At 59.3% G+C, this 22,512-nt stretch carries 26 protein-coding genes; 10 read left to right on the plus strand and 16 right to left on the minus strand.

Annotated elements, in window-relative coordinates:
- Positions 1-26: 26 nt before the first annotated feature.
- On the plus strand, positions 27-446 hold the full coding sequence (locus tag DW913_RS06655) for a flavodoxin (protein WP_117798013.1): 420 nt from the start codon (positions 27-29) through the stop codon (positions 444-446).
- A gap of 132 nt (positions 447-578) precedes the next feature.
- Here DW913_RS06655 and DW913_RS06660 read toward each other — a convergent pair whose 3' ends face one another.
- From DW913_RS06660 to DW913_RS06685, 6 genes are all read right to left on the minus strand, one after another.
- Positions 579-1,331 carry an amino acid ABC transporter ATP-binding protein gene (locus DW913_RS06660; protein WP_117629740.1) on the minus strand — a complete coding sequence of 251 codons (753 nt, stop codon included), beginning with the start codon at positions 1,329-1,331 and terminating at the stop codon, positions 579-581.
- A 12-nt stretch (positions 1,332-1,343) separates the two neighbouring features.
- Entirely contained in the window at positions 1,344-2,705 is a 1,362-nt protein-coding gene (locus DW913_RS06665; protein WP_233542024.1) for an ABC transporter permease subunit, read from the minus strand.
- 117 nt (positions 2,706-2,822) lie between these two features.
- Positions 2,823-3,683 carry an ABC transporter substrate-binding protein gene (locus tag DW913_RS06670; RefSeq protein ID WP_117798014.1) on the minus strand — a complete coding sequence of 287 codons (861 nt, stop codon included), beginning with the start codon at positions 3,681-3,683 and terminating at the stop codon, positions 2,823-2,825.
- 147 nt (positions 3,684-3,830) lie between these two features.
- Entirely contained in the window at positions 3,831-4,697 is an 867-nt protein-coding gene (locus DW913_RS06675) for a deoxyribonuclease IV (protein WP_117798015.1), read from the minus strand.
- Between the two features lie 152 nt (positions 4,698-4,849).
- A complete protein-coding gene (locus DW913_RS06680) occupies positions 4,850-5,869 on the minus strand; it encodes a Gfo/Idh/MocA family protein (protein ID WP_117798016.1) in 1,020 nt (339 codons plus the stop codon).
- A gap of 91 nt (positions 5,870-5,960) precedes the next feature.
- Entirely contained in the window at positions 5,961-7,151 is a 1,191-nt protein-coding gene (locus tag DW913_RS06685) for an aldo/keto reductase (protein WP_117798017.1), read from the minus strand.
- A 161-nt stretch (positions 7,152-7,312) separates the two neighbouring features.
- Here DW913_RS06685 and DW913_RS06690 point away from each other — a divergent pair, with 161 nt between their 5' ends.
- Positions 7,313-8,083, plus strand: a complete 771-nt coding sequence (locus DW913_RS06690) for a cyclase family protein (RefSeq protein WP_117798018.1) — start codon at positions 7,313-7,315, stop codon at positions 8,081-8,083.
- A 115-nt stretch (positions 8,084-8,198) separates the two neighbouring features.
- Complete coding sequence (locus DW913_RS06695) at positions 8,199-9,113, plus strand: ketopantoate reductase family protein (protein ID WP_233542025.1); 915 nt, start codon at positions 8,199-8,201, stop codon at positions 9,111-9,113.
- Between the two features lie 110 nt (positions 9,114-9,223).
- Here DW913_RS06695 and DW913_RS06700 read toward each other — a convergent pair whose 3' ends face one another.
- The 3 genes from DW913_RS06700 to DW913_RS06710 form a co-directional block, all read right to left on the minus strand.
- Entirely contained in the window at positions 9,224-9,430 is a 207-nt protein-coding gene (locus tag DW913_RS06700) for a hypothetical protein (protein WP_117798020.1), read from the minus strand.
- Between the two features lie 186 nt (positions 9,431-9,616).
- Positions 9,617-10,390: a hypothetical protein gene (locus tag DW913_RS06705; protein ID WP_147349639.1), complete on the minus strand. Its 774-nt coding sequence runs from the start codon at positions 10,388-10,390 to the stop codon at positions 9,617-9,619.
- A 312-nt stretch (positions 10,391-10,702) separates the two neighbouring features.
- Positions 10,703-12,013, minus strand: coding sequence for an O-acetylhomoserine aminocarboxypropyltransferase/cysteine synthase family protein (locus tag DW913_RS06710; RefSeq protein WP_117798022.1), 1,311 nt, complete (start codon positions 12,011-12,013; stop codon positions 10,703-10,705).
- 274 nt (positions 12,014-12,287) lie between these two features.
- Here DW913_RS06710 and DW913_RS06715 point away from each other — a divergent pair, with 274 nt between their 5' ends.
- The 5 genes from DW913_RS06715 to DW913_RS06735 all read left to right on the plus strand — a co-directional run bounded on the left by DW913_RS06715 (position 12,288) and on the right by DW913_RS06735 (position 15,811).
- On the plus strand, positions 12,288-13,190 hold the full coding sequence (locus tag DW913_RS06715) for a LysR family transcriptional regulator (protein ID WP_117798023.1): 903 nt from the start codon (positions 12,288-12,290) through the stop codon (positions 13,188-13,190).
- 99 nt (positions 13,191-13,289) lie between these two features.
- A complete protein-coding gene (gene rnhA, locus DW913_RS06720) occupies positions 13,290-13,775 on the plus strand; it encodes a ribonuclease HI (RefSeq protein ID WP_117798024.1) in 486 nt (161 codons plus the stop codon).
- Between the two features lie 74 nt (positions 13,776-13,849).
- Positions 13,850-14,956: a Gfo/Idh/MocA family protein gene (locus tag DW913_RS06725; protein ID WP_117798025.1), complete on the plus strand. Its 1,107-nt coding sequence runs from the start codon at positions 13,850-13,852 to the stop codon at positions 14,954-14,956.
- A gap of 2 nt (positions 14,957-14,958) precedes the next feature.
- Positions 14,959-15,369 carry an acylphosphatase gene (locus DW913_RS06730; protein WP_117798026.1) on the plus strand — a complete coding sequence of 137 codons (411 nt, stop codon included), beginning with the start codon at positions 14,959-14,961 and terminating at the stop codon, positions 15,367-15,369.
- A 61-nt stretch (positions 15,370-15,430) separates the two neighbouring features.
- Positions 15,431-15,811: a Fur family transcriptional regulator gene (locus tag DW913_RS06735; protein ID WP_199407998.1), complete on the plus strand. Its 381-nt coding sequence runs from the start codon at positions 15,431-15,433 to the stop codon at positions 15,809-15,811.
- Positions 15,812-15,888: 77 nt separating this feature from the next.
- On the opposite strand, the gene DW913_RS06740 is transcribed toward DW913_RS06735, so the two are convergent.
- The 3 genes from DW913_RS06740 to DW913_RS06750 form a co-directional block, all read right to left on the minus strand.
- Positions 15,889-16,686 (minus strand): HAD-IIB family hydrolase, encoded by a 798-nt coding sequence (locus tag DW913_RS06740; protein ID WP_158566210.1) that lies wholly within the window; start codon positions 16,684-16,686, stop codon positions 15,889-15,891.
- Positions 16,687-16,769: 83 nt separating this feature from the next.
- Complete coding sequence (locus DW913_RS06745) at positions 16,770-17,348, minus strand: urease accessory protein UreE (RefSeq protein ID WP_117798028.1); 579 nt, start codon at positions 17,346-17,348, stop codon at positions 16,770-16,772.
- 3 nt (positions 17,349-17,351) lie between these two features.
- Positions 17,352-17,780, minus strand: coding sequence for a peptidylprolyl isomerase (locus tag DW913_RS06750; protein WP_035138874.1), 429 nt, complete (start codon positions 17,778-17,780; stop codon positions 17,352-17,354).
- 120 nt (positions 17,781-17,900) lie between these two features.
- Here DW913_RS06750 and DW913_RS06755 point away from each other — a divergent pair, with 120 nt between their 5' ends.
- The gene (locus DW913_RS06755; RefSeq protein WP_117716537.1) at positions 17,901-18,914 is read left to right on the plus strand and encodes a dipeptidase; all 1,014 of its coding nucleotides are present in this window, start codon (positions 17,901-17,903) and stop codon (positions 18,912-18,914) included.
- An 86-nt stretch (positions 18,915-19,000) separates the two neighbouring features.
- Positions 19,001-19,777 carry a M48 family metallopeptidase gene (locus DW913_RS06760; protein ID WP_158566211.1) on the plus strand — a complete coding sequence of 259 codons (777 nt, stop codon included), beginning with the start codon at positions 19,001-19,003 and terminating at the stop codon, positions 19,775-19,777.
- A gap of 6 nt (positions 19,778-19,783) precedes the next feature.
- Here the strand turns inward: DW913_RS06760 and folB are convergent, their stop codons facing one another.
- From folB to nrdG, 4 genes are all read right to left on the minus strand, one after another.
- Positions 19,784-20,269 carry a dihydroneopterin aldolase gene (gene folB, locus DW913_RS06765; RefSeq protein ID WP_199576913.1) on the minus strand — a complete coding sequence of 162 codons (486 nt, stop codon included), beginning with the start codon at positions 20,267-20,269 and terminating at the stop codon, positions 19,784-19,786.
- Positions 20,270-20,312: 43 nt separating this feature from the next.
- Positions 20,313-20,894, minus strand: a complete 582-nt coding sequence (locus DW913_RS06770) for an HD domain-containing protein (RefSeq protein ID WP_171021502.1) — start codon at positions 20,892-20,894, stop codon at positions 20,313-20,315.
- Positions 20,895-20,896: 2 nt separating this feature from the next.
- A complete protein-coding gene (folE, locus tag DW913_RS06775; protein ID WP_022094399.1) occupies positions 20,897-21,454 on the minus strand; it encodes a GTP cyclohydrolase I FolE in 558 nt (185 codons plus the stop codon).
- A 66-nt stretch (positions 21,455-21,520) separates the two neighbouring features.
- Entirely contained in the window at positions 21,521-22,102 is a 582-nt protein-coding gene (gene nrdG, locus DW913_RS06780; RefSeq protein WP_055251392.1) for an anaerobic ribonucleoside-triphosphate reductase activating protein, read from the minus strand.
- Positions 22,103-22,512: the final 410 nt, after the last annotated feature.

Here is a 22,512-nt window from a genome sequence, read left to right on the forward strand (position 1 = left end):
ACGCCGCACAACCGAAAGGAAAACATATGAGCAAGATCGCCGTCGTCTATTGGAGTGGCACGGGCAATACCGAGGCCATGGCAAACCTCGTCGCCGAAGGCGCCACGTCCGCGGGTGCCGAGACTGAGGTCATCCCCTGCGCCGACTTCTCTGCCGACAGGGCCGCCGACTACGACGCCTTCGCCTTCGGCTGCCCCGCCATGGGCTCCGAGGAACTCGAGTACGATGAGTTCCAGCCGATGTGGGACGAGGTCAAGGAGGTTCTCGGCGACAAGAAGGTCGTCCTCTTTGGCTCCTATTCGTGGGCCGAGGGCGAGTGGATGGACAACTGGAAGGCCGACGCCGACGAGGCGGGCGTCAACGTCGTCGATTCCGTCATCTGCTACGACGCCCCCGACGATGAGGGCGAGACGGCCTGCAGGGCCCTGGGAGCGGAGCTAGCCTAACGAAGCCGTCAGAAAGTCGCAAGGCAACTGACAGCCGTGCACTGCACAACAACAGTCGCTCATGCCCAAACAAAAACGGGGGCCGGATACTATCCGGTCCCCGTTTGTTATATCGACAACCTCGACGCGCCGCTACGAGATATTTCCCAAGAACGCCTTGGTGCGCTCGCTCTTGGGGTGGTCGAAGACCTCGCTCGGCGTACCCTCTTCCACGATAACGCCGCCGTCCATAAAGACGACGCGGTCGGCGACGTCGCGGGCAAAGCCCATCTCATGCGTCACGACGATCATGGTCATACCGTCACGTGCAAGATCGCGCATAACGCCAAGAACGTCGCGAACCAGCTCGGGGTCGAGCGCCGACGTGGCCTCGTCAAAGAGCATGACGTGAGGGTTCATCGACAGGGCGCGGGCGATCGCCACGCGCTGCTGCTGACCGCCCGAGAGCTGGCTCGGCATAAAGTCGATGCGCTCGGCAAGACCGACCTTGGTCAGCTCCTCGATAGCGATTTTCTCGGCCTCTTCCTTGCTGCGCTTGAGCACCTTTTGCTGCGCAAGCATGACGTTCTTTTTGACCGACAGGTGCGGGAACAAATTGAACTGCTGGAACACCATACCCAGATGCGTACGTACCTTGTTAAGGTCGACGCCCTTGGCGCAAACGTCCACGCCCTCAACGACGATCGAGCCGCTCGTGGGATGCTCCAGACGATTGATGCAGCGAAGCATCGTCGACTTGCCCGAGCCCGAAGGACCCAGGACTACGACGACCTCGCCCTTGTGCACATCCAGATCGATGTCGCGCAGGACCACGTTATCGCCGAAGGCCTTCTGGAGGTTCTTGATGCTGACGACGACCTCGTTCGAGTTATTGGTTTCGCTCATGATAGGACCTCCTTACAGACCGGCGATGTGGTCGGCGGGCGTCGCGACGACCTGTCCAGCGCTCTTGGCGGGACGCTTCTTCTTGGTTTCGGCCGTCCCCAGAAGCCTCGCCTCAAGACCGCTCACCAAGCGAGCAAGCGGCAGGGTGATGACCAGGTAGAACAGCGCGGCAACCACATATGGCGTAATGGAACCCGTCGTGGCCACAATGGTACGGGCGTTCATGACGATCTCGACGACACCCACGGCGGCAAGCAGCGACGTGTCCTTGTAGAGCAAGATAAACTCGCTGGTCAGCGTAGGCAGGACATTGCGGAACGTCTGCGGAATCATGACATAGAGCAGCGTCTGGAAGGCATTCATGCCCAGCGAGCGAGCAGCCTCGTTTTGGCCCTTGGGGATCGACTGAATACCGGCACGGAAGATCTCGCACAAGTACGCAGACGAGTTCATGGCCATGACGATAACACCCAGCACATAGTCGTCCACTTTGACACCGGCCAGCGGCAGACCGAAAAACGCGATATAGATCTGCAGGAACGCCGGCGTACCGCGAATGATATTCACATAGATGCCGGCAAGACAGCGCAGGATGCGCGACTTAGAGATGCGCATGAGCGACAGGGCAAAACCGAAGGGAATTGCCAGCGGAAACGCCACAAGCACGATCGAGAGCGACATAAGGAAGCCCTTGAAGACGATCGGCAGGCTCTGGACCAAAATGACCGGGTTCAGGAACAGGCGCAGGAACATATTGGAGTTCCACGCCTCGACCCACGGCTGCTCTTTAAGGTCAGCCAAGAAGCTATCGAAGGCCGTCACGCCCTTGATCTCCACCGACGGAATCTTGGAGATCTTCTTGGTCGACCCGTCGGCGAGCGTATAGGTGCCGCTAAAGGCCTCATCGCCGCCCTCGACGGGGAAGGTCACGCCGTAAACCTCGACACGGAAAAAGCCGCCGGCAGGCGCCGTCTCGCCAAAGTCAATCTTGAGCGTCTGGCCGTCAGCCTTGCACGTGGGCTTCATGGGCGTACGATCCATGAGGTCCTCGCCCGAGAGCATCGTCAATCGCGTGTCATCGGTACCAAACGTCGTGCCGTCGACAAACGTCAAGGAAAGACCGCTCAGCTCCTCGTCGGCATCGGCCTGAACTTCCCAGGTAATGCGCGTCTCGGTGCCGCCGACCACATCGCTGCCCGAACCGGTGTTGGGTCGGGCGGTAATCTTTGCGGTCTCAAGCGCCTGGGCGGTCGTAGGCGCATATGCCCCCGCGCACACCAGCGCGAGCGCCACGGCCATGACGCAGGCTAGCTTTTGGAGCAAGGCGGACAGTGGAAAACGCTGCTCCGCGGCCCCTTTGTTCAGTCGAGACAAGGTGGCTCCTATCGTAGAAGTTGCCGGCAAAACGAGACGGAAACGCTCTCCGTCAAGAGAAGCGCAAAGGCCCTCTCCGCAAAACGGAAAGGGCCCGCGCGCAATCAAGTAGTTATTTTACTTGATATTGTACTTAGCCATGAGGGCGTCGACGGTACCGTCGTCGGTCAGGTCCTTGATGGCCTGGTTAATGTCGTCCTTGAGCTTGGTGTTGCCCTGGTTGATGGCGATGGCGTACTCCTCGCCGGTGCTGATCTGCTTGATGGTCTGGCAGGTGTTGAACTGCTCGGCGGTCAGCTGGCTGGCAACGGAGCGGTTGGTAACTACGGCGTCGCCCTTATCGGACTGCAGAGCGCTAAAGCACTCGGTGGCGTCCTTGTAGGGGACGATCTTGGCCTTGGGGAAGTTCTCCTGGGCAAAGGCCTCGGCGGTCGAGCCAGACTGGACGATGATGGTAGCGTCGGAATTGTTGAGCTTCTCGCTAAAGTTATCGGCCGTGATGTCGGTGTTATCGACCTTGGTCACGATAGCCTGATCATCCATGTAGTAGGAATCAGAGAAAGTGACTTCCTTCTCACGCTCGGGCGTGTCGGTGATAGCCGCGATGGAAACGTCATACTTGGCGCCCGAAGCGACGCCCGGAACCAGCGTGTCAAAGTCATTGTTGACATACTCGACATCCAGGCCCAGCTTGTCGCCGATAGCCTTGATGAGCTCAAGGTCAAAGCCCTGAAAATCGCCGTTGTCATCCTTGTACTCAAACGGAGCGTACTCGGCAGAGGTGCCGACAGTCAGCGTACCGTCCTTGACGAGCGCGTACTCCTTGGAGCCGTCGACTTTCTCGACCTTAGCGTCGTCAGAGCTGCTGGAACCGGCATCAGAACCAGAGGTGGCGTTGGACGAGCCGCAGCCCGTCAGTGCGAGGGCGAGCGCCATGGCACCCGTGGCGGCAAATGCGCCAAGCTTCTTGAGCTTCATAATCAGTCTCCTTCCGGTGACCTCGTTTGATTCAGAGGTCTGCAAAAACTGTTGGCTATTATGCACCTGGAATTACGAATCTGCAACGAGAAAACTGATTGAAACAAACCCATAACGTGAATGGAATACTCTACTTTATGACAGTCATTACTGCTGCAATGACCTTAATAGTCTAATTTCAGCTGCATAACCTGCAAGTTCGTTCGGAGTCTCCAAAATAAACGGCAGCGAACGCAAACGGCCATTCGATACAATATTCTGCATAACCTGCATACCGCCACCAAATTCCTCGCTGCCAAGGTATCCCTTGCCGATGCACTCGTGACGATCTTTATGGGCGCCACAAGGGTTCTTCGAATCGTTGATGTGTACGGCATGCAAGCGATCGATACCCACCACGCGGTCGAACTCGTCGAGTACGTCGTCCAGATCATGGATGATGTCGTAGCCGGCATCGCTCACATGGCAGGTGTCCAAACAAACGCCCAGCTTATCGGACAGCTCTGGGCGCTTGGCGGCAACGCCCTCGATAATGCACGCCAGTTCTTCAAAGCTACGGCCCACCTCGGTGCCCTTTCCTGCCATGGTCTCGAGTAATACCGTCGTCTGCTGCCCCTCAAACATCACCTGGCACAGCGTGTCGACAATCATCTGAATGCCGACGTCGGAGCCCTGCCCCACATGCGCACCGGGATGGAAGTTGTAGTAGTTGCCGGGCAGTGCTTCCAGACGCTGCAAGTCCTCGGCCATTGCCTCCAAGGCAAACTCGCGCGCCCGCTCCTTAGCGGAGCAGGGGTTATAGGTATACGGGGCATGCGCCACCAGCGGTCCAAAGTCGTTTTGCGCCATAAGCTCGCGCAGAGCCGCCACGTCATCCATGTCAAGTTCTTTTGCCTTGCCACCGCGCGGGTTGCGCGTAAAGAACGCAAAGGTATTGGCGCCAATGGACAGCGCCGTCTCCCCCATTGCCCGATAGCCCTTCGTCGTCGAAAGATGACACCCGATCGTCAGCATCTCCAACTCCCTCTTCATCAGTTGCGGTGAAATACGGTCTATTGGTGCCTTATTTTGGCGCAAACAGACCGTATTCCACCGCAAGTTATAAAAGGGGCATCAGGGGCAAAGGCCGCCAGGCATTCCAAGTGCTGGCGCCATGCCCCCACGCCCTAAAGTTTCAAACGAATCGCATCGATGATGTGCGCACAGCGCTGTGTGGCGGCTAGGGACATGATGGGGCTTTCGAGTTTCCCCGCCTGAATGAGCTGCGTCGCATGCGATATCTCACCGTAAAAATCATCGACCTCAAATGGTGCATCGATTTCGAGTACTCGACCGTCGGAGTACTTCACATGGGCGAGCTCGGGGCGATGGAGACGCTCGATTTCCAACGAGCCCCGCTCACAGGCAATCGTTAAGCGGCTTTCATATGCTGCTTTGCCGTCGCACACCATATGAATGGGTATACCTCCGACGCTCATATGGATCTCGTCGGCCCAATCGACACGGCCGCCTGATACGTCACGCCAGCGAACTTCACGGGACGAAACCTCGCACGCGCCCGCGAGCAAATCCTCAAACCAACCGACCGCATAACAGCCCATGTCATATAGACAGCCGCCCTGCAGCGGATCAAGCAGATAGCCCGAAGGAGGCTCGCCGTAATCGAGCTTTTGCACGCTTTCAATCGAGACAATACGGCCAAGCTCACCCGACGCAAGCAAGTCCTTCACGCGAGTGCGCATCGGGCAGAACCGATTCTTCATCGCCTCCATAAACAGCACGCCGCACTCGCGAGAGGTGGAGGCAATCGAGAGAGCCTCTTCCTCACTCAAAACGGCCGGCTTTTCGCACAGCACGGTCTTTCCGGCGCGCAGCGCGCGACAGGCCCAACGCGTATGCATGCCATGCGGAAGCGCCAAGTAGATTGCGTCGACATCGGGGTCGGCAATCAGCGCGTCATAAGCCGCATCGCCGTTATCATCGGCCGAGGCATGGCTATGCGCGGCATCGATCGAAAACGCTCGGGAAAATTCCTCGACATGTGCAGGAGTGCGGCCGGCCGCAGCCACCAGCCGTGCCCCGTCGACCTTCTTGAGCGACGATGCAAATCGATGAGAAATGTGCCCAGCGCCCAAAATGCCCCAACGAACCTCACGCGAATCATTACGTAAACCTCGGTCACCCACGATAGCCTCCCATCAGTTGCGGCGAAATAATTCCTGCTATCGCCCTATTCTGCCGCAAACAGGAACTATTCCATCACAAGATATAAAAGGGTCATGAGGAGCGAGTTTTGCTGAAGACTTTAAGCATGACCGTTACGGGGCCAGGCTGGAAACGTCGGCGCACGTCATCGAGACGCTCGGGGATATCGATATGCTGTGGGCAGTGGCGCGCGCATTTGCCGCACTTGACGCAATTGCTCACCAGCTTGGCCTCGCTTGTGCGCACCGCGCTCGCCGTAAAGTACTGCGATAGACCCGTAAACCAGCTGTGCGCATAGCTTGCGTTGTAGGCGGCAAAACATCCAGGGATATTGATGCCTTTAGGGCACGGCATGCAATAGCCGCATCCCGTGCAGGGCACGCGATTCGATTTTTCAAACTCCGTCAGCACGTGCGCGATGGCATCGAGCTGAGTAGCTGTCATCGAATCCGGCAGGGCCCGATCGGCCAACACCGCGTTCTCATCCACCTGCGCGGTATCGGTCATACCCGAAAGCAGCATCGTCACCTGAGGACGATTCCACACCCACGAAAGACCCCAGGCGGCAGGAGTGCGCAAATGCGGGTCACGGGCACTATCGAACACAGCACGAGCCCGTGGCGGCAGTTTGCCCGCTAAACGCCCGCCCAGCAGCGGCTCCATCACAAACACCGCGAGGCCTCGCTCGGCGGCGGCCATGAGCCCCGCCGTTCCCGCCTGATATCGCTCTCCAGCGTAATTGTACTGGATCTGGCAAAAGTCCCACTCATATGCATCGAGCATCGTCAGGAAATCCGCCGCGCTGCCGTGGTATGAAAAACCGATCTGGCGAATACGCCCCGCCGCCTTTTGACGCGCGATCCAGTCCTCGATGCCCAACGCCACCACACGTTCCCACTGGGCGGGCGAGGTAATGTTGTGCATGAGGTAATAGTCGATATGGTCGGTCCGTAGGCGGCGCAGTTGCTCGTCGAAGAACCGATCGAAATCCTCCGCGCATTTGCACGAAGCATGCGGCAGCTTGGTTGCGAGCAAAACCTGGTCGCGCAAGCCCAGGCGCTCAAGCGACGCACCCACGCACGCCTCGTTGCCGGGATAGAGATAGGCCGTGTCCAGGTAGTTAATCCCCTGCTCCACCGCACGGGAGATGATGGCGTCGGCGGTCTTCGCATCCGGGCGTCCCGGCGCACCGGGAAACCTCATGCAGCCCAGCCCCAACGCCGAGATACGGTTGCCGCTTTTGGGGTCAACGCGATATTGCACGGCCCCTCCCCCCCATCGAAGTCCTGACAGGGCGAAACAAACCCGTCACGTCATCGAAACACATCGGAATCGCAATCGAGAACGTATCGTAACGCAGCAGAAATCGAGCTGTCACGGCACCGCTTTAACATCAGCAAAAAGCTCGATGAAAGGAGTCGCCCATGCCCGCGCTCGACCTTTGGAACCTCGCATCCCAGCTCAAAAGCACCGATTATCGCTGGGTCGACCTCACCCACACGCTCTCGTGCGACACCCCGCACTGGCTTGGCTTTAAGCCGTTTGAGTCCACCAAGCTCTTCGACTACCTGCCCGACACGCCCGAAGATATGCTCGCGCCCATGCGTTGCTTCCAGTATTCGGTCGCTTCGCAGTACGGCACGCATGTCGACGCACCGCGGCATTTCCATGTTGAGGGTCGTTCCCTTGGAGAGATTGAACCCATCGAGTTTATGCATCCGCTCTGCGTGATCGACAAGCACGAGGAGTGCGCCGCAAATCCCGACTTTATCCTGACCATCAAGGACCTCAAAGCCTGGGAGGACGAGCACGGTCGTATTCCCGAGGACGCTTTCGTCGCCTTCCGCTCTGACTGGTCCAAGCTCGCCGACCTCGAAAACAAGGACAAGGACGGCCGGCCCCACTACCCCGGCTGGGATCTCGACGCCATCAAATGGCTTGTAGAAGAGCGCAACATCGGCGCCATCGGTCACGAACCGGCAGACACCGACCCCGCGTCGGTGACCACGCGCGAGGACGCCTACCCCTACCCCGGCGAGCAATACATCCTCTCGGTCGACCGCTATCAGATCGAAGTCATGGACCATCTGGACGAGCTTCCCGCCACGGGTGCCGTCATCTTCTGCACCTTCCCCAAGGTCCGCGATGGCGTCGGATACCCCGCCCGCGTTTTTGCCATCTGCCCCACGGCATAAGTTCCCATGCGTTTGTTCTTCTAAATTCAGCCTCCGGTGCACGCTACACGCCCCAGCGGCATAAATCCATCAGGCGCCCCGCACGCGGGCGCCTTTTTGTGAGGAGATGATTCATATGCAGATCAACAAGGTCGCCTTTATCGGCAAGGGCGGCGTCGGGCTACTCTACGGCAGCATGATCGCCCAGGCACTCGGCAACGATGCCGTCGAATACGTCATGGACGACGCCCGTTTTGAGCGCCATGTGAACGACGCGCTCACCGTCAACGGCAAGCCCTGCGATCTCACGTCCGTCCGCGCCAGCGAGGCAACGCCCGCCGATCTGGTCATCCTGACGGTCAAGACGACGGGTCTCGACCAAGCACTCAAGACTATGGAACGTGTCGTGGGACCCAACACGCTCATCGCCTCGCTGTGCAACGGCATTACGAGCGAGCAAAAGATTGCCGAACGCTTTGGCTGGGAGCATACCGTCCTGGGTATCTGCCAGGGCATGGACGCCGTATTCCTCGACGGCGCGCTCACCTTTACCAATGCGGGCGAAATCCGCTTTGGTGCAGCCGCCGGCACCGACCCCGCGACCGTCGCCGCTATCGACGAGCTCTATACGCGCTGCGGCATCGCCCATACCGTCGAGGACGACATCGCCCACCGCATGTGGGCCAAACTCATGCTCAACGACGGCATCAACCAGACCTGCATGGCCTACGGCGGGACCTACGGAAGCGCCACGGAGCCGGGCTCCGAGCAGCGTCGCTGCTTTGTTTCCGCCATGCGCGAAACGCTTGCGGTCGCCAACGCCGAGGGCGTTGAGCTGACCGAGGCAGACCTGACGCAAATGGTGCACCTCATCGAGGGAATCGACCCCGCCGGTATGCCCTCGATGGCGCAGGACCGCATCGCGAGGCGCAAAACCGAGGTTGATGAGTTCGCGGGCACCATCTGCCGCCTCGCAGCCAAACACGATATCCAGGCGCCGCAAAACGAGTGGCTCTATCGGCGCATCCGCGATATCGAGAAAAGCTGGTAGTGCCAACGCGCCGCATTCAACAGCCTTAACAGCAAAACCGCCGCAAGGGAACCTTTCCCCCTGCGGCGGCCTTCATCTTCGTCTATGACCGGCGGCCGATCTCACAACAGTTAGCGTTGCGACCCCGGCACCTCGTCCTCATCGTCGCGACAAAGGACAACACCGGCGCTTCCCAGCAGTGTGGCCGCGATCAGCGCGCCGGCCACGATAGGAGCAGCCCCGCATGTCCCCTGCATGCCCGCGACGAGCGCGGCCGTAGGACCAAGGCAGCCAAGCATCAACGCGACGGCGGCAACGGCAATATCTCGAGCATTCACAAGACCACTTCCTCCAAGAGAAAGACCTTATTTCTCAAGAACCAGTGTGCCCCGCATCCATACGCCCAGCGTACCGCCACGGTAAGGGCTCTGTTAACTCAAACGCATACATAGAACGGACGTCCTTACGTTGCCCTAAAGCTCGGTAAAGACGCCCGTCCGCCAAATATCCGTGATGCAGAAAAATTACCAACCGGTGTAGTAGTCGGTGGTTCCGGCAGCGCAGCCGGAGTCATAGACCTTGCAATCACCCTTGGAGCCCGTAAAGGTCGAGCCCTGGGCCATATCGCCCGCGGCAACAACGTAATAGCCGTCGGAATCGCGCCAGAAGCCCTCAGAATCCTGAGTCCATTCGCCCGTGCGATAGTGATAAAGCACATTGCTGCTGTAATAGGTCTCGCGGCGCCCGTTGTAGTTATTGACACCCGCAGAGCGCGTCAGGCCCGACCCGTTCGCGTAGGACGCGGCAGACGCGTAGGACGGAGTGTAACCGGCGTTGTAGTACGAAGCCTGGGCGACCTCGGCAGCCTCCGCCTCGGCGGCAGCCTCGAGCGCTTCGCGCTTGGCATCCTCAAGCGCAATGCGCAGCTCATCGAGCTCGGTCGACTTGGCGTCGACCTCCCCCATCGTCAACAGGCTATCCGCGCCGTCGATGCAACCCTGCAGCACAGCGCGCTCGTCATCGGTGGCATAGTCACCGTACATGTTCATGATGATCTGAGCGCGCATCTCCAGGGAATCGCGCTTGGCCTCCATTGAGGCGTTCCACTCCTGCATAGAGCCATAACCGTCGCTGCGGTAGTCGACGGGCTGCACCAGCGTCGCTTCGGACGGCGTAGGTCCAACCGTATCGGATAGTGTTGCCGCGTGGGCATCAGTTGCGCCGGCGCCCGCCAAAAGTGCCACGGTCAGAGCGGCGGAAAGGGCGGCGGCTTTCGGTTTTCGTGAATCGATCCTCATGTAGCTGGAAACCTCCGTAGTGCGTTTTTGCTGCGTTTGAGCTGCGTGTGATTCGATCGCGCTGCATAGTACCCCGAGCAAATCGCGACCTGCGGTTTTACTCAAAAGGCGCACGTCATTTGCGTAAAACTCACATCCGCTCAACAGGAGTTTTCCACAACTCGAATGCATAAAGCGTGTCAAAAACCCTGTTTTTGCACCCTCTCTATGCAAAAAAGGCGCCTGTGCAACCATTGTTCGCACAGGCGCCTTGAGCAGGCATTTTATGCAGTTATACCTATCGAGTCGCAAGGGGTCCTTGCACAAGTCGCCTTACTCGTCCAGCGCGGCGAAGGCCTGCTTCAAATCCCAAATGATATCCTCGGCGTTCTCGGTACCGATGGAAAGACGGATCGTGGAGGGCGTGATGTTCTGCTCGGCGAGCTCCTCGGCAGAGAGCTGAGAGTGCGTAGTCGTAGCCGGGTGTACGACGAGCGACTTGACGTCGGCCACGTTGGCGAGCAGCGAGAACACCTGCAAGTGGTCGATGAACTTCCATGCAGCCTCCTGGCCGCCCTTGATCTCGAAGGTGAAGATCGAGGCACCGCCGTTGGGGAAATACTGCTTGTAAAGCTCATGATCGGGGTGCTCAGGCAGGCTCGGGTGGTTCACCTTGGCGACGTGGCTGTCACCAGCCAGGAACTCAACGACCTTCTTGGTGTTCTCGACATGGCGGTCGACGCGCAGCGACAGGGTCTCGGTGCCCTGAAGCAGAACCCAGGCGTTAAACGGGCTAATGCAGGCGCCCTCGTCACGCAGCAGAATGGCGCGGACATAGGTCGCGAAGGCGGCGGGGCCGGCAGCCTCGGCAAACGAAACACCATGGTAGGAGGGGTTGGGCTCGGCGATCTGCGCGTACTTTCCGCTCGCCTTCCAATCGAAGTTACCGCCGTCGACGATCACGCCGCCCAGCGAGGTGCCGTGGCCGCCGATGAACTTGGTTGCGGAATGAACGACGATGTTGGCACCATGCTCCAGCGGACGGAACAGATACGGGGTGCCGAAGGTGTTGTCGACAACAACCGGCAGACCGTGCTTCTTGGCGATCTCGGAGATCGCGTCGATGTTGGGGATATCGGAGTTGGGGTTGCCGAGCGTCTCGAGATAGATGACCGTGGTGTTGTCCTTGATGGCACCCTCAACCTCTTCCAGGTTATGGGCATCGACAAACGTGGTCTCGACGCCAAACTGGGAGAGCGTATGCTCCAGCAGGTTGTAGGAGCCACCGTAGATGGTCTTCTGAGCCACCACGTGGTCACCGGCCTGGGCAAGGGCCTGCAGGGTATAGGTGATGGCAGCAGCGCCGGAGGCGACGGCAAGACCTGCCACGCCACCCTCGAGTGCGGCGATACGGTCCTCAAAGACGCCCTGGGTGGAGTTGGTCAGACGGCCGTAGATGTTACCGGCGTCGGCAAGACCAAAGCGGTCGGCGGCGTGCTGGGAGTTGCGGAACACATAGCTCGTGGTCTGGTAGATAGGCACGGCGCGGGAGTCGGATGCGGGATCGGCGCTCTCCTGGCCAACGTGCAGCTGCAGGGTATCGAAACCAAAGGTGTGCTCAGGGTTGTTGATAAACTGGCTCATGGTGATCTCCTTGATCGAACAAAAGTAATAAGCGTAAGAGAAGTAAGTCGCTGTCTCCTGATCACGCCGACGGGCGCAAACAGGAGCCCGGCATTCGTCTTAGCAAGCAATTCATATGCGGTCCTCCTTTTGACATCCCGGTTCCGTGGTCGGCTTAATTACCTACCGCCTTTGTGTGTTTTGAATAGTACGAACATCGTCTCCCCGGGTCAATCACTTAAAAGCGCTAACCTGTTATCGGTTTTTTAGATAGCTATCGAAAGGACGGGCGCCAATGACCCTCCAGCAGCTTCGCTTTTTGATCGCCGTGGCAGAGTCCGGATCGATCAACGCCGCAGCCCAGCGCCTCTATACGGCACAGTCCAATATCTCAAACGCCGTCAAAAGCCTGGAACAGGAGCTCCATATGGAGATCTTTACGCGCTCCAGCCGCGGCGTCACGCTCACCAACGACGGCACCGAGCTTTTGGGCTATGCGCGCCAGGTCGTAGAGCAGGCCGACATGCTCGAGGCGCGCTACGAGGACGGCGGCATCCCGCAAGCCCGCCTCGCCATTTCCGCCCAGCACTACGCCTTTTCGGTCGAGGCCTTTGTCAACGTGGTCGAGCGCTGCCGCGACAGCAAGTTCGAGTTCATCATGCGCGAGACCACCACATCGCAGATCATCGATGACGTCCGTGCATTTCGCAGCGATATCGGCATTCTGTATCTGGATGACTTTAACGCCCGCGTTTTGCAGAAGGCCTTCGCCGATGCCCGTGCAAGCTTCCATCCCCTATTCGACGCGACGGTCCACGTCTTCGTGAGCGAGCGCCACCCGCTCGCACGCCGCCCTCAGCTGTCCCTTGCCGACCTCACGCCCTATACGCGCTACAGCTTCGAGCAGGGAACCTCAAACTCCTTCTATTACGCCGAGGAACCTTTTAGCTATATCCCTTGCGACCGCAACATACGAATCTCGGACCGCGGAACACTTACTAACTTACTTATCACGTCGAACGGTTACACTCTGTCGACCGGTGTCCTCTCCAATGAAATGCAATGGGGTATGGCATCGATCCCGCTGGCAGACGCCCCAACGATGCACGTAGGCTATATCATGCACGACGAGCGCAAGCCCTCTCCCCTCTTGCAGCAATACCTCGACGAGCTCAACCGCATCATCCATGCCAACTAGCCGTCGGAAGACAGGGTAGAAATCATAGATTGCTAGCCCCCGGCGGGCATGGCGCTACAATGGTCACTCACATGAAACGCACTCAACGAAAGGAAGCCCGTGAAGGTCATCATCTATACCGACGGCTCGGCCCGATCAAATCCGGGACGCGGCGGCTACGGCGCCGTGCTCAAATACACCAACCCCGCCGGCAAGACCTTTACCTCCGAGCTTTCGCGCGGCTACGCCAAGACCACCAACAACCGCATGGAGCTCATGGCCGTTATCGTGGCGCTCGAGGCACTCAACCGCCCCTGCGAGGTCGAAGTCCATTCCGATTCGCAGTACGTCGTCAACGCCTTTAACAAGCACTGGATCGACGGCTGGAAAAAGCGCGGGTGGAAAACCTCCAACAAGCAGCCCGTTAAGAACCGCGACCTGTGGGAGCGTCTGCTTGCCGCAAAGAGCCAGCATAAGGTGGAGTTCATCTGGGTGAAGGGGCATGCCGGCCATGAGCTCAACGAGCGCTGCGACGAGCTTGCCACCACCGCAGCCGACGGAGCCAACCTCGATATCGACGCCGGCTTTAACGAGAGCGACCTGTAGCGGCGTTTTCGCACGCTTTTGCGTCCCCCTCGCGCTACACTCGTCCTGTAGACCAAACAATGCAAGGGGGACACATGCTGCGCATAGCGACCATCGGCACATCCATGATCACCGACGACTTTATCCAAGTCGTCAACGCCAACGACCAAGCCGCGTTTGTGGGCACGCTCTCGCGCGATGCAGAGCGCGGCGCTGCCTTTGCCGCTGAGCGCGGCGGCGAGCGCAACTTCACCGCACTCGACGAGCTCGCGTCCGCCGCCGACGTCGACGCCGTCTACATCGGCAGCCCCAACGCGCTCCATTACGAGCAGGCGCTCGCCTGCATCGCCGGCGGCAAGCACGTTATCGTCGAAAAGCCCTTCTGCGCCACCGAAGCGCAGGCGCTGGAAGTCTTCCGCGCTGCCGAGGCAGCAGGTGTCGTGGCCCTCGAGGCCATGCGCCCGCTCCACGACCCCGCTTTCCACGCCATCGAGGACGCCCTGGGTGAGATCGCCCCCATCCGCCGCGCCTCATTGCGCTTTGGCAAATATTCCTCACGCTACAACGAGATTCTCGCGGGACGCGCCACCAATATCTTCGACTGCAATATGGCATCGGGTTCCCTCATGGATATTGGCGTCTACACCGTCGAGCCCATGGTCGAGATTTTCGGCATGCCCTCCGGCCTTACGAGCATGACTACTCTGCTCGACCCCACCACGCGACAGCTCACGCACGGCCCCATCGACGGCTGCGGTTCCATCCTCGCCAGCTACGGCGGTGGCCGCATCTCCGTCGAGCTCGCGCACTCAAAAATTACGAACGACCTGCTGCCCTCGCAAATCGAAGGCGAGCGTGGCACTATCCAGATCGACCATCTGTCCACGCCCCGCAACGTCCGCATCGACTATCGCGGCGACGTCGTACGCGGCTCGGCGACCGAGGCACCGCGCGAACAGAGCGACAACGGCCGCGTGCTCGACCTGCCCAAATCGAGCAACACCATGGAATACGAACTCACAGACTTTATCACCGCCATCGGCGGCATCGATAATGTCAAGGAAGAGATTTGGGAGACCCCGGCGGGACGTCACGAGCTTGGCCACTACCGCGACGTCACGCTCGTCTCACTGCGTATCATGGATGCCGTGCGCCAGCAGGCGGGTATCGCCTTCCCCGCTGACTCTAACAAGCAGGCATAGCGATGGGTTTTTTCGACAAGCTTTTCTCGGGCGTCACCGGCGGCAGCCGCGAACCCCAAAAGCCCTCTGGCGTTGAGCTTGAGCTGCGCCGTAGGCTCACCGTGCTCGCAAGCGACGAGGCCACTCAAGACGCCCCGCAGCGCTATTTCCTGCGGTGGGAGGGACAGGTCCAGGGCGTCGGTTTCCGCTTCACCAACACCAACCTCGCACAGGCACGCGCACTCACCGGCTGGGTGAGTAACATGGAAGACGGGTCAGTCGAGATGGAGATACAGGGAGCTCCGGCAAACATCCTGTCTCATCTCGAGGCGCTTCATGCCTCCTATGAGCGCATGGGAACGCGTTTTCGCCTCGTAGACGCCCAGACCCGAGCCCCACTTGCCAATGAAGACGGTTTCATTCCTCGTTATTAGTATTGTGTGCTAAATACGGTATCATTTACCTACGACCGTTGATAGAAAAGAGGCGAGGCGCATGGCGGTGCAAAGAAGGAATACCAAGCAGCGAAAGCTGGTTCTTGACGCTGTGCGCCAAAGCTATAACCATCCCACCGCCGACGAAATCTACAACGCCGTACGCGAACAGGATGACAAGATCAGCCGCGGCACGGTCTACCGCAACCTCAATCTCTTAGCCGACGCAGGGGAGATTCTCTCTATTAAGACGCCGGGCGGCAGCCGCTTCGATCGCACCATCGAGCCGCACGCACATATCATCTGCACCTCGTGCAGCCGCGTCATCGACGTGCCGCTCCCCTTCGATGCCCAGCTCGACGACAAGGCGTCCGAGCAAATCGGCTGGGACGTCACCTCGCACTACACCATCTTCGAGGGCCTCTGCCCCAACTGCCGGTAGATGTTTGGGACATGCCTTAAAATCTCCCTTTCCACCGATGGCGGCAAAAAGTAGATTTCTAGGCATGCCACATATATCTACTCGGCGAGCAGGCGATGCAGTTCCTCTTCGACCGTGCGCACGTAGCGGACACGGTCATTGACACCGCGCATGGTAGGGTTGCAGCTCTCCATCAGATAGGGATGGCCCACGACGTTGAGCATGTCGCGATCGTTCTCATTGTCGCCAAACGCCATCATCGCATCGGGCGAGATCCCCAGGGCACGACCATAATCGGCAAGCGCGGACCCCTTGCCCGAGTCAAAGCCGATAAAGTCCGTCCATTCGGTTCCCGACGTCATCACATCGACTCGGTCGCTAAAGAGATGCTCGAAATACTCCAGGGCCACCGGCTGATCAATTTCGGGCGTCTGGAAGGCAATCTTAATGACATCCTCGTCGATGTCCTCGGGACGGTCGACCACCGCCACATCGCAGTGGACCTCATAGCGCAAATGGTCGACGAACGCATCGTTGCCGCTCATGGTGTAGAGGTGCCCCTCGCACGAAAGGGTCACGTCGGCATGGGGATACGCAACCACGGCATTCGCGATATCCATAGCAAGGCTACGCTCCATGGAACGCTTGACAACGGCATGCCCCTCGCTCATCACCAGGGCTCCGTTTTCGCATACATAGGCGAGCTCATCGGCCACCGGGGCAAACAGGTAGCGCAGGCTCGCATATTGACGGCCGCTCGCCGGCATAAACACAATGCCGCGACGATGCAGCTCATCAATGAGCTCAAAGGCCTCGGAACGCGGCTCGCGCTCCCCCGGATGCAGCAAAGTGCCGTCCAAATCGCATGCAATCAGCTTGATTCCCTCAAGACCCATATGCTTTCCCCCAAAGCACCTCATCAACAGTAAGACGGACTTTGAATAGTTGCCTCTCAAAGTCCGTCTTACTCATACGCACGTTAACCGCGCGCCTTCTTTACGATCGTAAAGTCTGGAGCCATACTCACGACGACATCCGCCGCGCTCGATGCAAAGCGTCGGTCCGCATCGAGTTCGCGGGTAACCACCGAGAGCCGAACACTCTCGACGCCCCGGAGCATACGGCCCAAAACAGGCTGCACCGGCGTATACATGCGCACGGTATGCTCGTCCGAGTCGCCCCGGAAGAGCGGCGCATGCATGTTGCCGATCTCCCAGCACGCATGCGCGAGCGCAATCGGATCCATGCGGTCGACTTCGACCAAATAAACCTCGGCGCTGCGCAGGCGCACGACAACCGCCACGGGCACCATGCCCGAACGGTCAATGGCGAGCACGTCGCCATCGGCAAGACGACCGCCGTCGGTAGCATCCAGCCGAACATCAATCGTGCGCCCCAGCTCCGTCACGCCCACAAACGCGCATACATCGGCCTGGTCCCAATCGAGCAGCAGCTCGTCAACTTCAAAGACGCCGCCCAACTTCCGGCGAAGCAGGAGTTCATAGGACGGATCGTTGAGATTTCCCAAGCATGTCGTCGAAACCAGGCGTTCAGGCATACTCTAACCCTCGACCTCAACGAGCTCGATATCAAAGTTGAGGTCCTTGCCGGCCAACTCGTGGTTGGCGTCGAGCGTCACAGCCTCGGGCGTCACGTCAATGACGACGGCGGGAACGGGCATGCCGCTCGGCGTGGACAGGAAGAGCTTCATGCCCTTCTCGATCTGCTCGATGTTGGGAACCTGCTCGGCCGGGAAGGTCAGAACCATCTCGGGATTGTGCTCGCCGTAGGCATCGGCAGCAGGAATGTGCACGGTCTTCTTCTCGCCCACCTGCATGTCGACAACAGCGGCGTCGAAGCCCTTGATCATCTGGCCGGCGCCGCAGGTGAACTCCAGCGGCTCGCCGCGATCGTAGGAGCTATCGAACTGCGTGCCGTCGTCGAGCGTGCCGCGATAATGAGTCTTGACCTTCTTGCCCTGGTTGGACATGGTAACCTCCGTGATAAGGGCGGCGCACAACGCGGGCCGCCGTGAACATATGGCGCTAACTATACCCTAGTCATACAATTCAAAGACAGTTTGCAAAGAAACGCTGCAACCGGAGGAACCATGGCATATCCCGTATTTGACCTACACTGCGACACCGCCGACCGCATCGGCTGGGCCACGCTCGATCTCGACCTGCGCTTTACCGCCGGCACCGACGGTTATTTCCCCGGCGACGAAACGCATCCGCAAGATTTCGACCTCATCGAGGGCAACGCCTGCGCCATCTCGCTCGCAAAGATCGGCAACACGCCGTGGGCACAGTGCTTCGCCACATTTGTCCCCGACGAGATTCCCACCGCCCACGCCGCGCGCTTCCAGGCGCAGATCATGGCACACATGAGCGGCCAGGCAATGCTCAACCACGACCGCATGGTCAACGTACGCAACGCCGCAGACATTCGCCCCGCGCTCAAAGACGGCAAGGTCGCCTGCATCCACACCATCGAAAACGCCACGTTCTTTGCCGAGGACCCCGCGCTGATCGAGGTGCTCAAGAGCCTGGGCGTACTCATGTCATCACTCAGCTGGAACGCGCAGGGACCGCTCGCGAGCGGCCACGACACCCACGCCGGTCTCACCGCCGCCGGCATCGAGGCACTTACGCAGATGGAGCACGCCGGCATGGTACTTGATGTCTCCCACCTCAACGATGAGTGCTTTGACGAGGTTGTCGCCCACGCCACGCGTCCCTTCGTCGCCAGCCACTCCAACTCCCGTGCGGTTTGCGGCGTCAAACGCAACCTTACCGACGACCAGTTCCGCACCATTCGCGACATGGGTGGCATCGTCGGCCTCAACTACTGCAGCGAGTTCCTTTCCAACGACGCAACCGACGAAACCGCCGCAGACGTCACCTTCGACCAGCTGGCGGCACATATCGAGCACTGGCTCGACCTGGGCGGCGAAGATGTCATCGCACTCGGCGGCGACTGGGACGGCGCCAAGGTACCCGACTTCCTCTCTGATGCCAGCAAGATGCCCGAATTCCAGAACATGCTCTCCAAGCACTTTGGCAAGACCGTGATGCAGAAGCTCTGCAGCGACAACGCGCTCGCCTTCTTCGAGCGCTATTAAGAGCGCAATTAATTTCGCATCCCTTGAGCGGCCCGGCATGCCGAGCGGTCGACATGCCGGCCCGTCCCCAATCTGAAGGATCACATTTGACGCAGCAATTTACGATTTCCGTACCCCGACCGGATGGAACGCTCATCCCCGTCGTCGTTACCAAAAAGCGCGTCAAGAACTTTAACCTACGCGTCACATCGAGCGGCGAGGTCCACGCCAGCGCACCGCTCGGCGCCAGCCGCGAGCGCATCGAAGCGTTTGTGGAGCGCAACAGCGCCTGGATTATCAGCCGACTTGCCCAACGTGAGCAACGTCAGGCAACAGCGCGAGAGCCGCTCAGCCCATCGTCCATCATTGCACTTTGGGGCAAGCCCATCACGGTACAGGACGCACTCGATCACAACTTTGCATCGCCCGCACCGCGACCCAAGCAGGCCACCTTCGCAAGTTTTATGGGTACCGACGAATCGGACGAAAGCCCACAGGCCAAGCGGCGCGCAATCCTCGACGGCCTAACGTCCGACGAGCTCCAAGCCCACATCGACCAGCTCTACGCGTCCGAGGTCACCGCAGCGCTACGCGACATCGTGCACGCGTACGAAATCGCAATGGGCGTCACCGTGGCCCGCGTCTCCGTGCGCAGCATGAAAACGCGTTGGGGCTCCTGCACACCCAAAACCGGCGCCATTCGTATCGCGCGCGAGCTCGCCGCCTACCCTGTCGAATGCCTCGACAGGGTTGTCGCCCACGAGCTCGTCCATCTGCTCGAGCCGAGCCACAATCAGCGCTTTCACGCCCTGCTCGACACGTACTGTCCCAACAATAGAGCACTGTCTCAGCGGCTCAAGCAGCCACCCCTCAACAAGCTCTAGCGTCGACTAGCGCACGCGCTCGATCTCGACGCCGCAGCTTGCCAGGGGCAGGCCAACAGGAGCCCACGGCTTATCGAGCTTTATGCGCACACCAAGCAGCGAGGGATAACGGCGCAGCAGCATCTGGGCTGTCCCCTCGGCTGCCGCCTCGATGAGCTTAAACGTATGCTCGCGCAGATAGCCATCGACATCGTGGCACACCGAGCCGTAGTCAATCGAGGCGTCCAGGTTATCGTGCTCCCCCGCCGCGCGCAGGTCGGCATAGAGCACCAGAGAAACGATGAACTTCTGACCCAGCGCGTTCTCCTCGGGATACACGCCATGGTTGGCAAAAACCTCCAGGCCGTCAATGAAAATACGATCGGCATGGCGCAAATCGTCATAGCTCACGTGAGGCACCGCCGTTGCGGTGGATATTTCGCCCCTTCCACGGCGGGCGAGCTCGGCGCCTTCGGTCTTGGTTGCATTCTCGGGCAGTTTCTTGTTACTCAACGCGATCGTCTCCTTCGTTTAGAACCCCGACCGCGCAAACTAACTACACGCGAATCGACAGGTTCTTTTTATCATCGCTCCAGTTGCAAGCGTTGCGCGCGGGGCATGCAAAGCAGGCACGCGACGCTTTGTCGGCTGCATAGAGCAGACGCTCAAGCGGTTGGCTGTTCACGCGCAGCTTTCGATGGCCCAGAATGGCCGTCTTAATGGCTGCGGCATCGGCCGGCTCAAACGCCACGTCATCGGGCATGCCGCCGAGAATCGCATCAGCGACGCGTTCGCTTGCAACATCATGGGATATACCCGATTCATACTGTTCATCTTTGCCGATATCGTGAAGAAGTGCTGTGGCGTAGATGACCTCGCGGTCAAATTCGAGCTGCTCCTCGAGATTCTTGATCCACATAATGCGCGCGACATCGAGCAGATGGTCAATACCGTGGCGGCAGAAGATGCGCCCCGATTCCAACTGTGCAATGTTGCCCAGGTGCCGCCGGAACAGCCCGTTGGCACAAATGTAATCAATGCGAGGCATGGCACCAAAGGGGGCCAGGCCCGAAGCCATAAAGCCGCGACGCGACGTCCCCTCATCGGTCTTCGATGTAAAGTCGTTGACGACTCTCATGGTTAGCGGCCCAGCATCCTAAAGAAACGCTCCTCGAGCGCGGGATCGGTCTCAAAGACGCCGCGGCGAGCAAGCGTCACGGTCTTGGTGCCGGGCTTTTGCACGCCACGCATCGTCATGCACATATGCTCGGCCTCCATCAACACAATCGCTCCCTGTGGAGCGAGATAATCCATGAGGGCATCGGCAACCTGTGCGCACAGTTGCTCCTGCAGCTGAAGACGGCGGGCATAAACCTCAACCGTGCGGGCGAGCTTGGAAAGCCCAGCCACCCGACCGTTAGGGATATAACCAATGGCGGCCTTGCCATAAAACGGCAGCAGATGATGTTCGCACAGCGAGTAGAACGTGATGTCGCGCTCGATAACCAAATCGTTCGAAGCGACGGCAAAGGTTTTGGACAGGTGTTCCTCGGCACTCTGGTCCATACCGCCGGCGATCTCACCATACATACGGGCAACGCGCGCCGGGGTCTCCAGCAGGCCCTCACGAGTTGGGTCCTCGCCTATGCCCTCAAGCAACAGCTTAATGGCGGCCTCGACTTTTTCCTGATCGACCATCTGGGCCTCACTTTTCCGATTTCACGTTCGCGCTATGGTACCACGCCCTCCGGCATCGACCACAAGCTACATAGTATGGGTCGAATAGACTGGATCGTCCCGCCAAAGCTCCACAGCGTCGCAAAGCGCAACGCCCTCACGCACGGCGCGGTCGCGCGTAGCGTTCATATCGATCACACGCTGGTTACTCGAACCCCTAAAGCGCAACGAGATATCATAAAGATCCTGAACAAACGGGCCATCCACCAACATGTCGAGGCAGGCAAGGATACGGTCCGTGACCTCGGTATGGTGACGACCACCCGGCATAAGCTCCTCGAGCACGTCGCCGGTAAAACACCAAATGGTCTTTCCTGACCCCGCAGGATAAGCGGCACGAACACGCTCGACAAACTCAACGAGCCCCGCCTGGTTCTCGGGCTCCATGGGCTCTCCGCCCAGAATCGTCAGGCCGTCAATAAAGGGATGATCGAGGCTCTCGATAATCTTGTCCTCGACGGCACGATCAAAGGGCTCGCCCGCAGCAAAGTCCCACGCGACGGAGTTAAAGCAATTCTTGCAGCCACGACGGCACCCGCTCACAAACAGAGAAGTGCGGACGCCTTCTCCATCAGCAATGTCGAAATACTTAATGTTCGCGTAGTTCATAGGTAACCTTCCTGGGGGTCTGGAGTATATCATCCCGTCCTCAAACATTCTCGGCCTTCGGCCTGCGAAACTGCGGGCGGGACGATATGTCCCGGCCTCATGCAAAGGGCAACTCAATGAACGAAGCGAACATCGAGTATAGGGTTCGAGGTCCAATAAAAACTTTGTTGCAGCTCAACCGTCATCGCAAGCAAAGCGTTGCTGCAAGTCAACTCATGTCCGCTAAGAACTTCGAGGGGTGAGCAGACCGCGCGCTGCATCTCAGTTACGTCAACTTGGCTGAACCGAGAGGGCCGCTTGGGCTTTTGCTCGATATGAGTTCCGCACGCAAAGAAGGCCACTTAATGTGGCCTTCGTCTTGCGCAGGACTGTCCGAAATAGCGAGCAAATGCCCAAGCGGCCCTCTCGGC

The sequence above is a fragment of the Collinsella sp. AM42-18AC genome, from assembly GCF_003467965.1.
GTDB lineage: Bacteria > Actinomycetota > Coriobacteriia > Coriobacteriales > Coriobacteriaceae > Collinsella.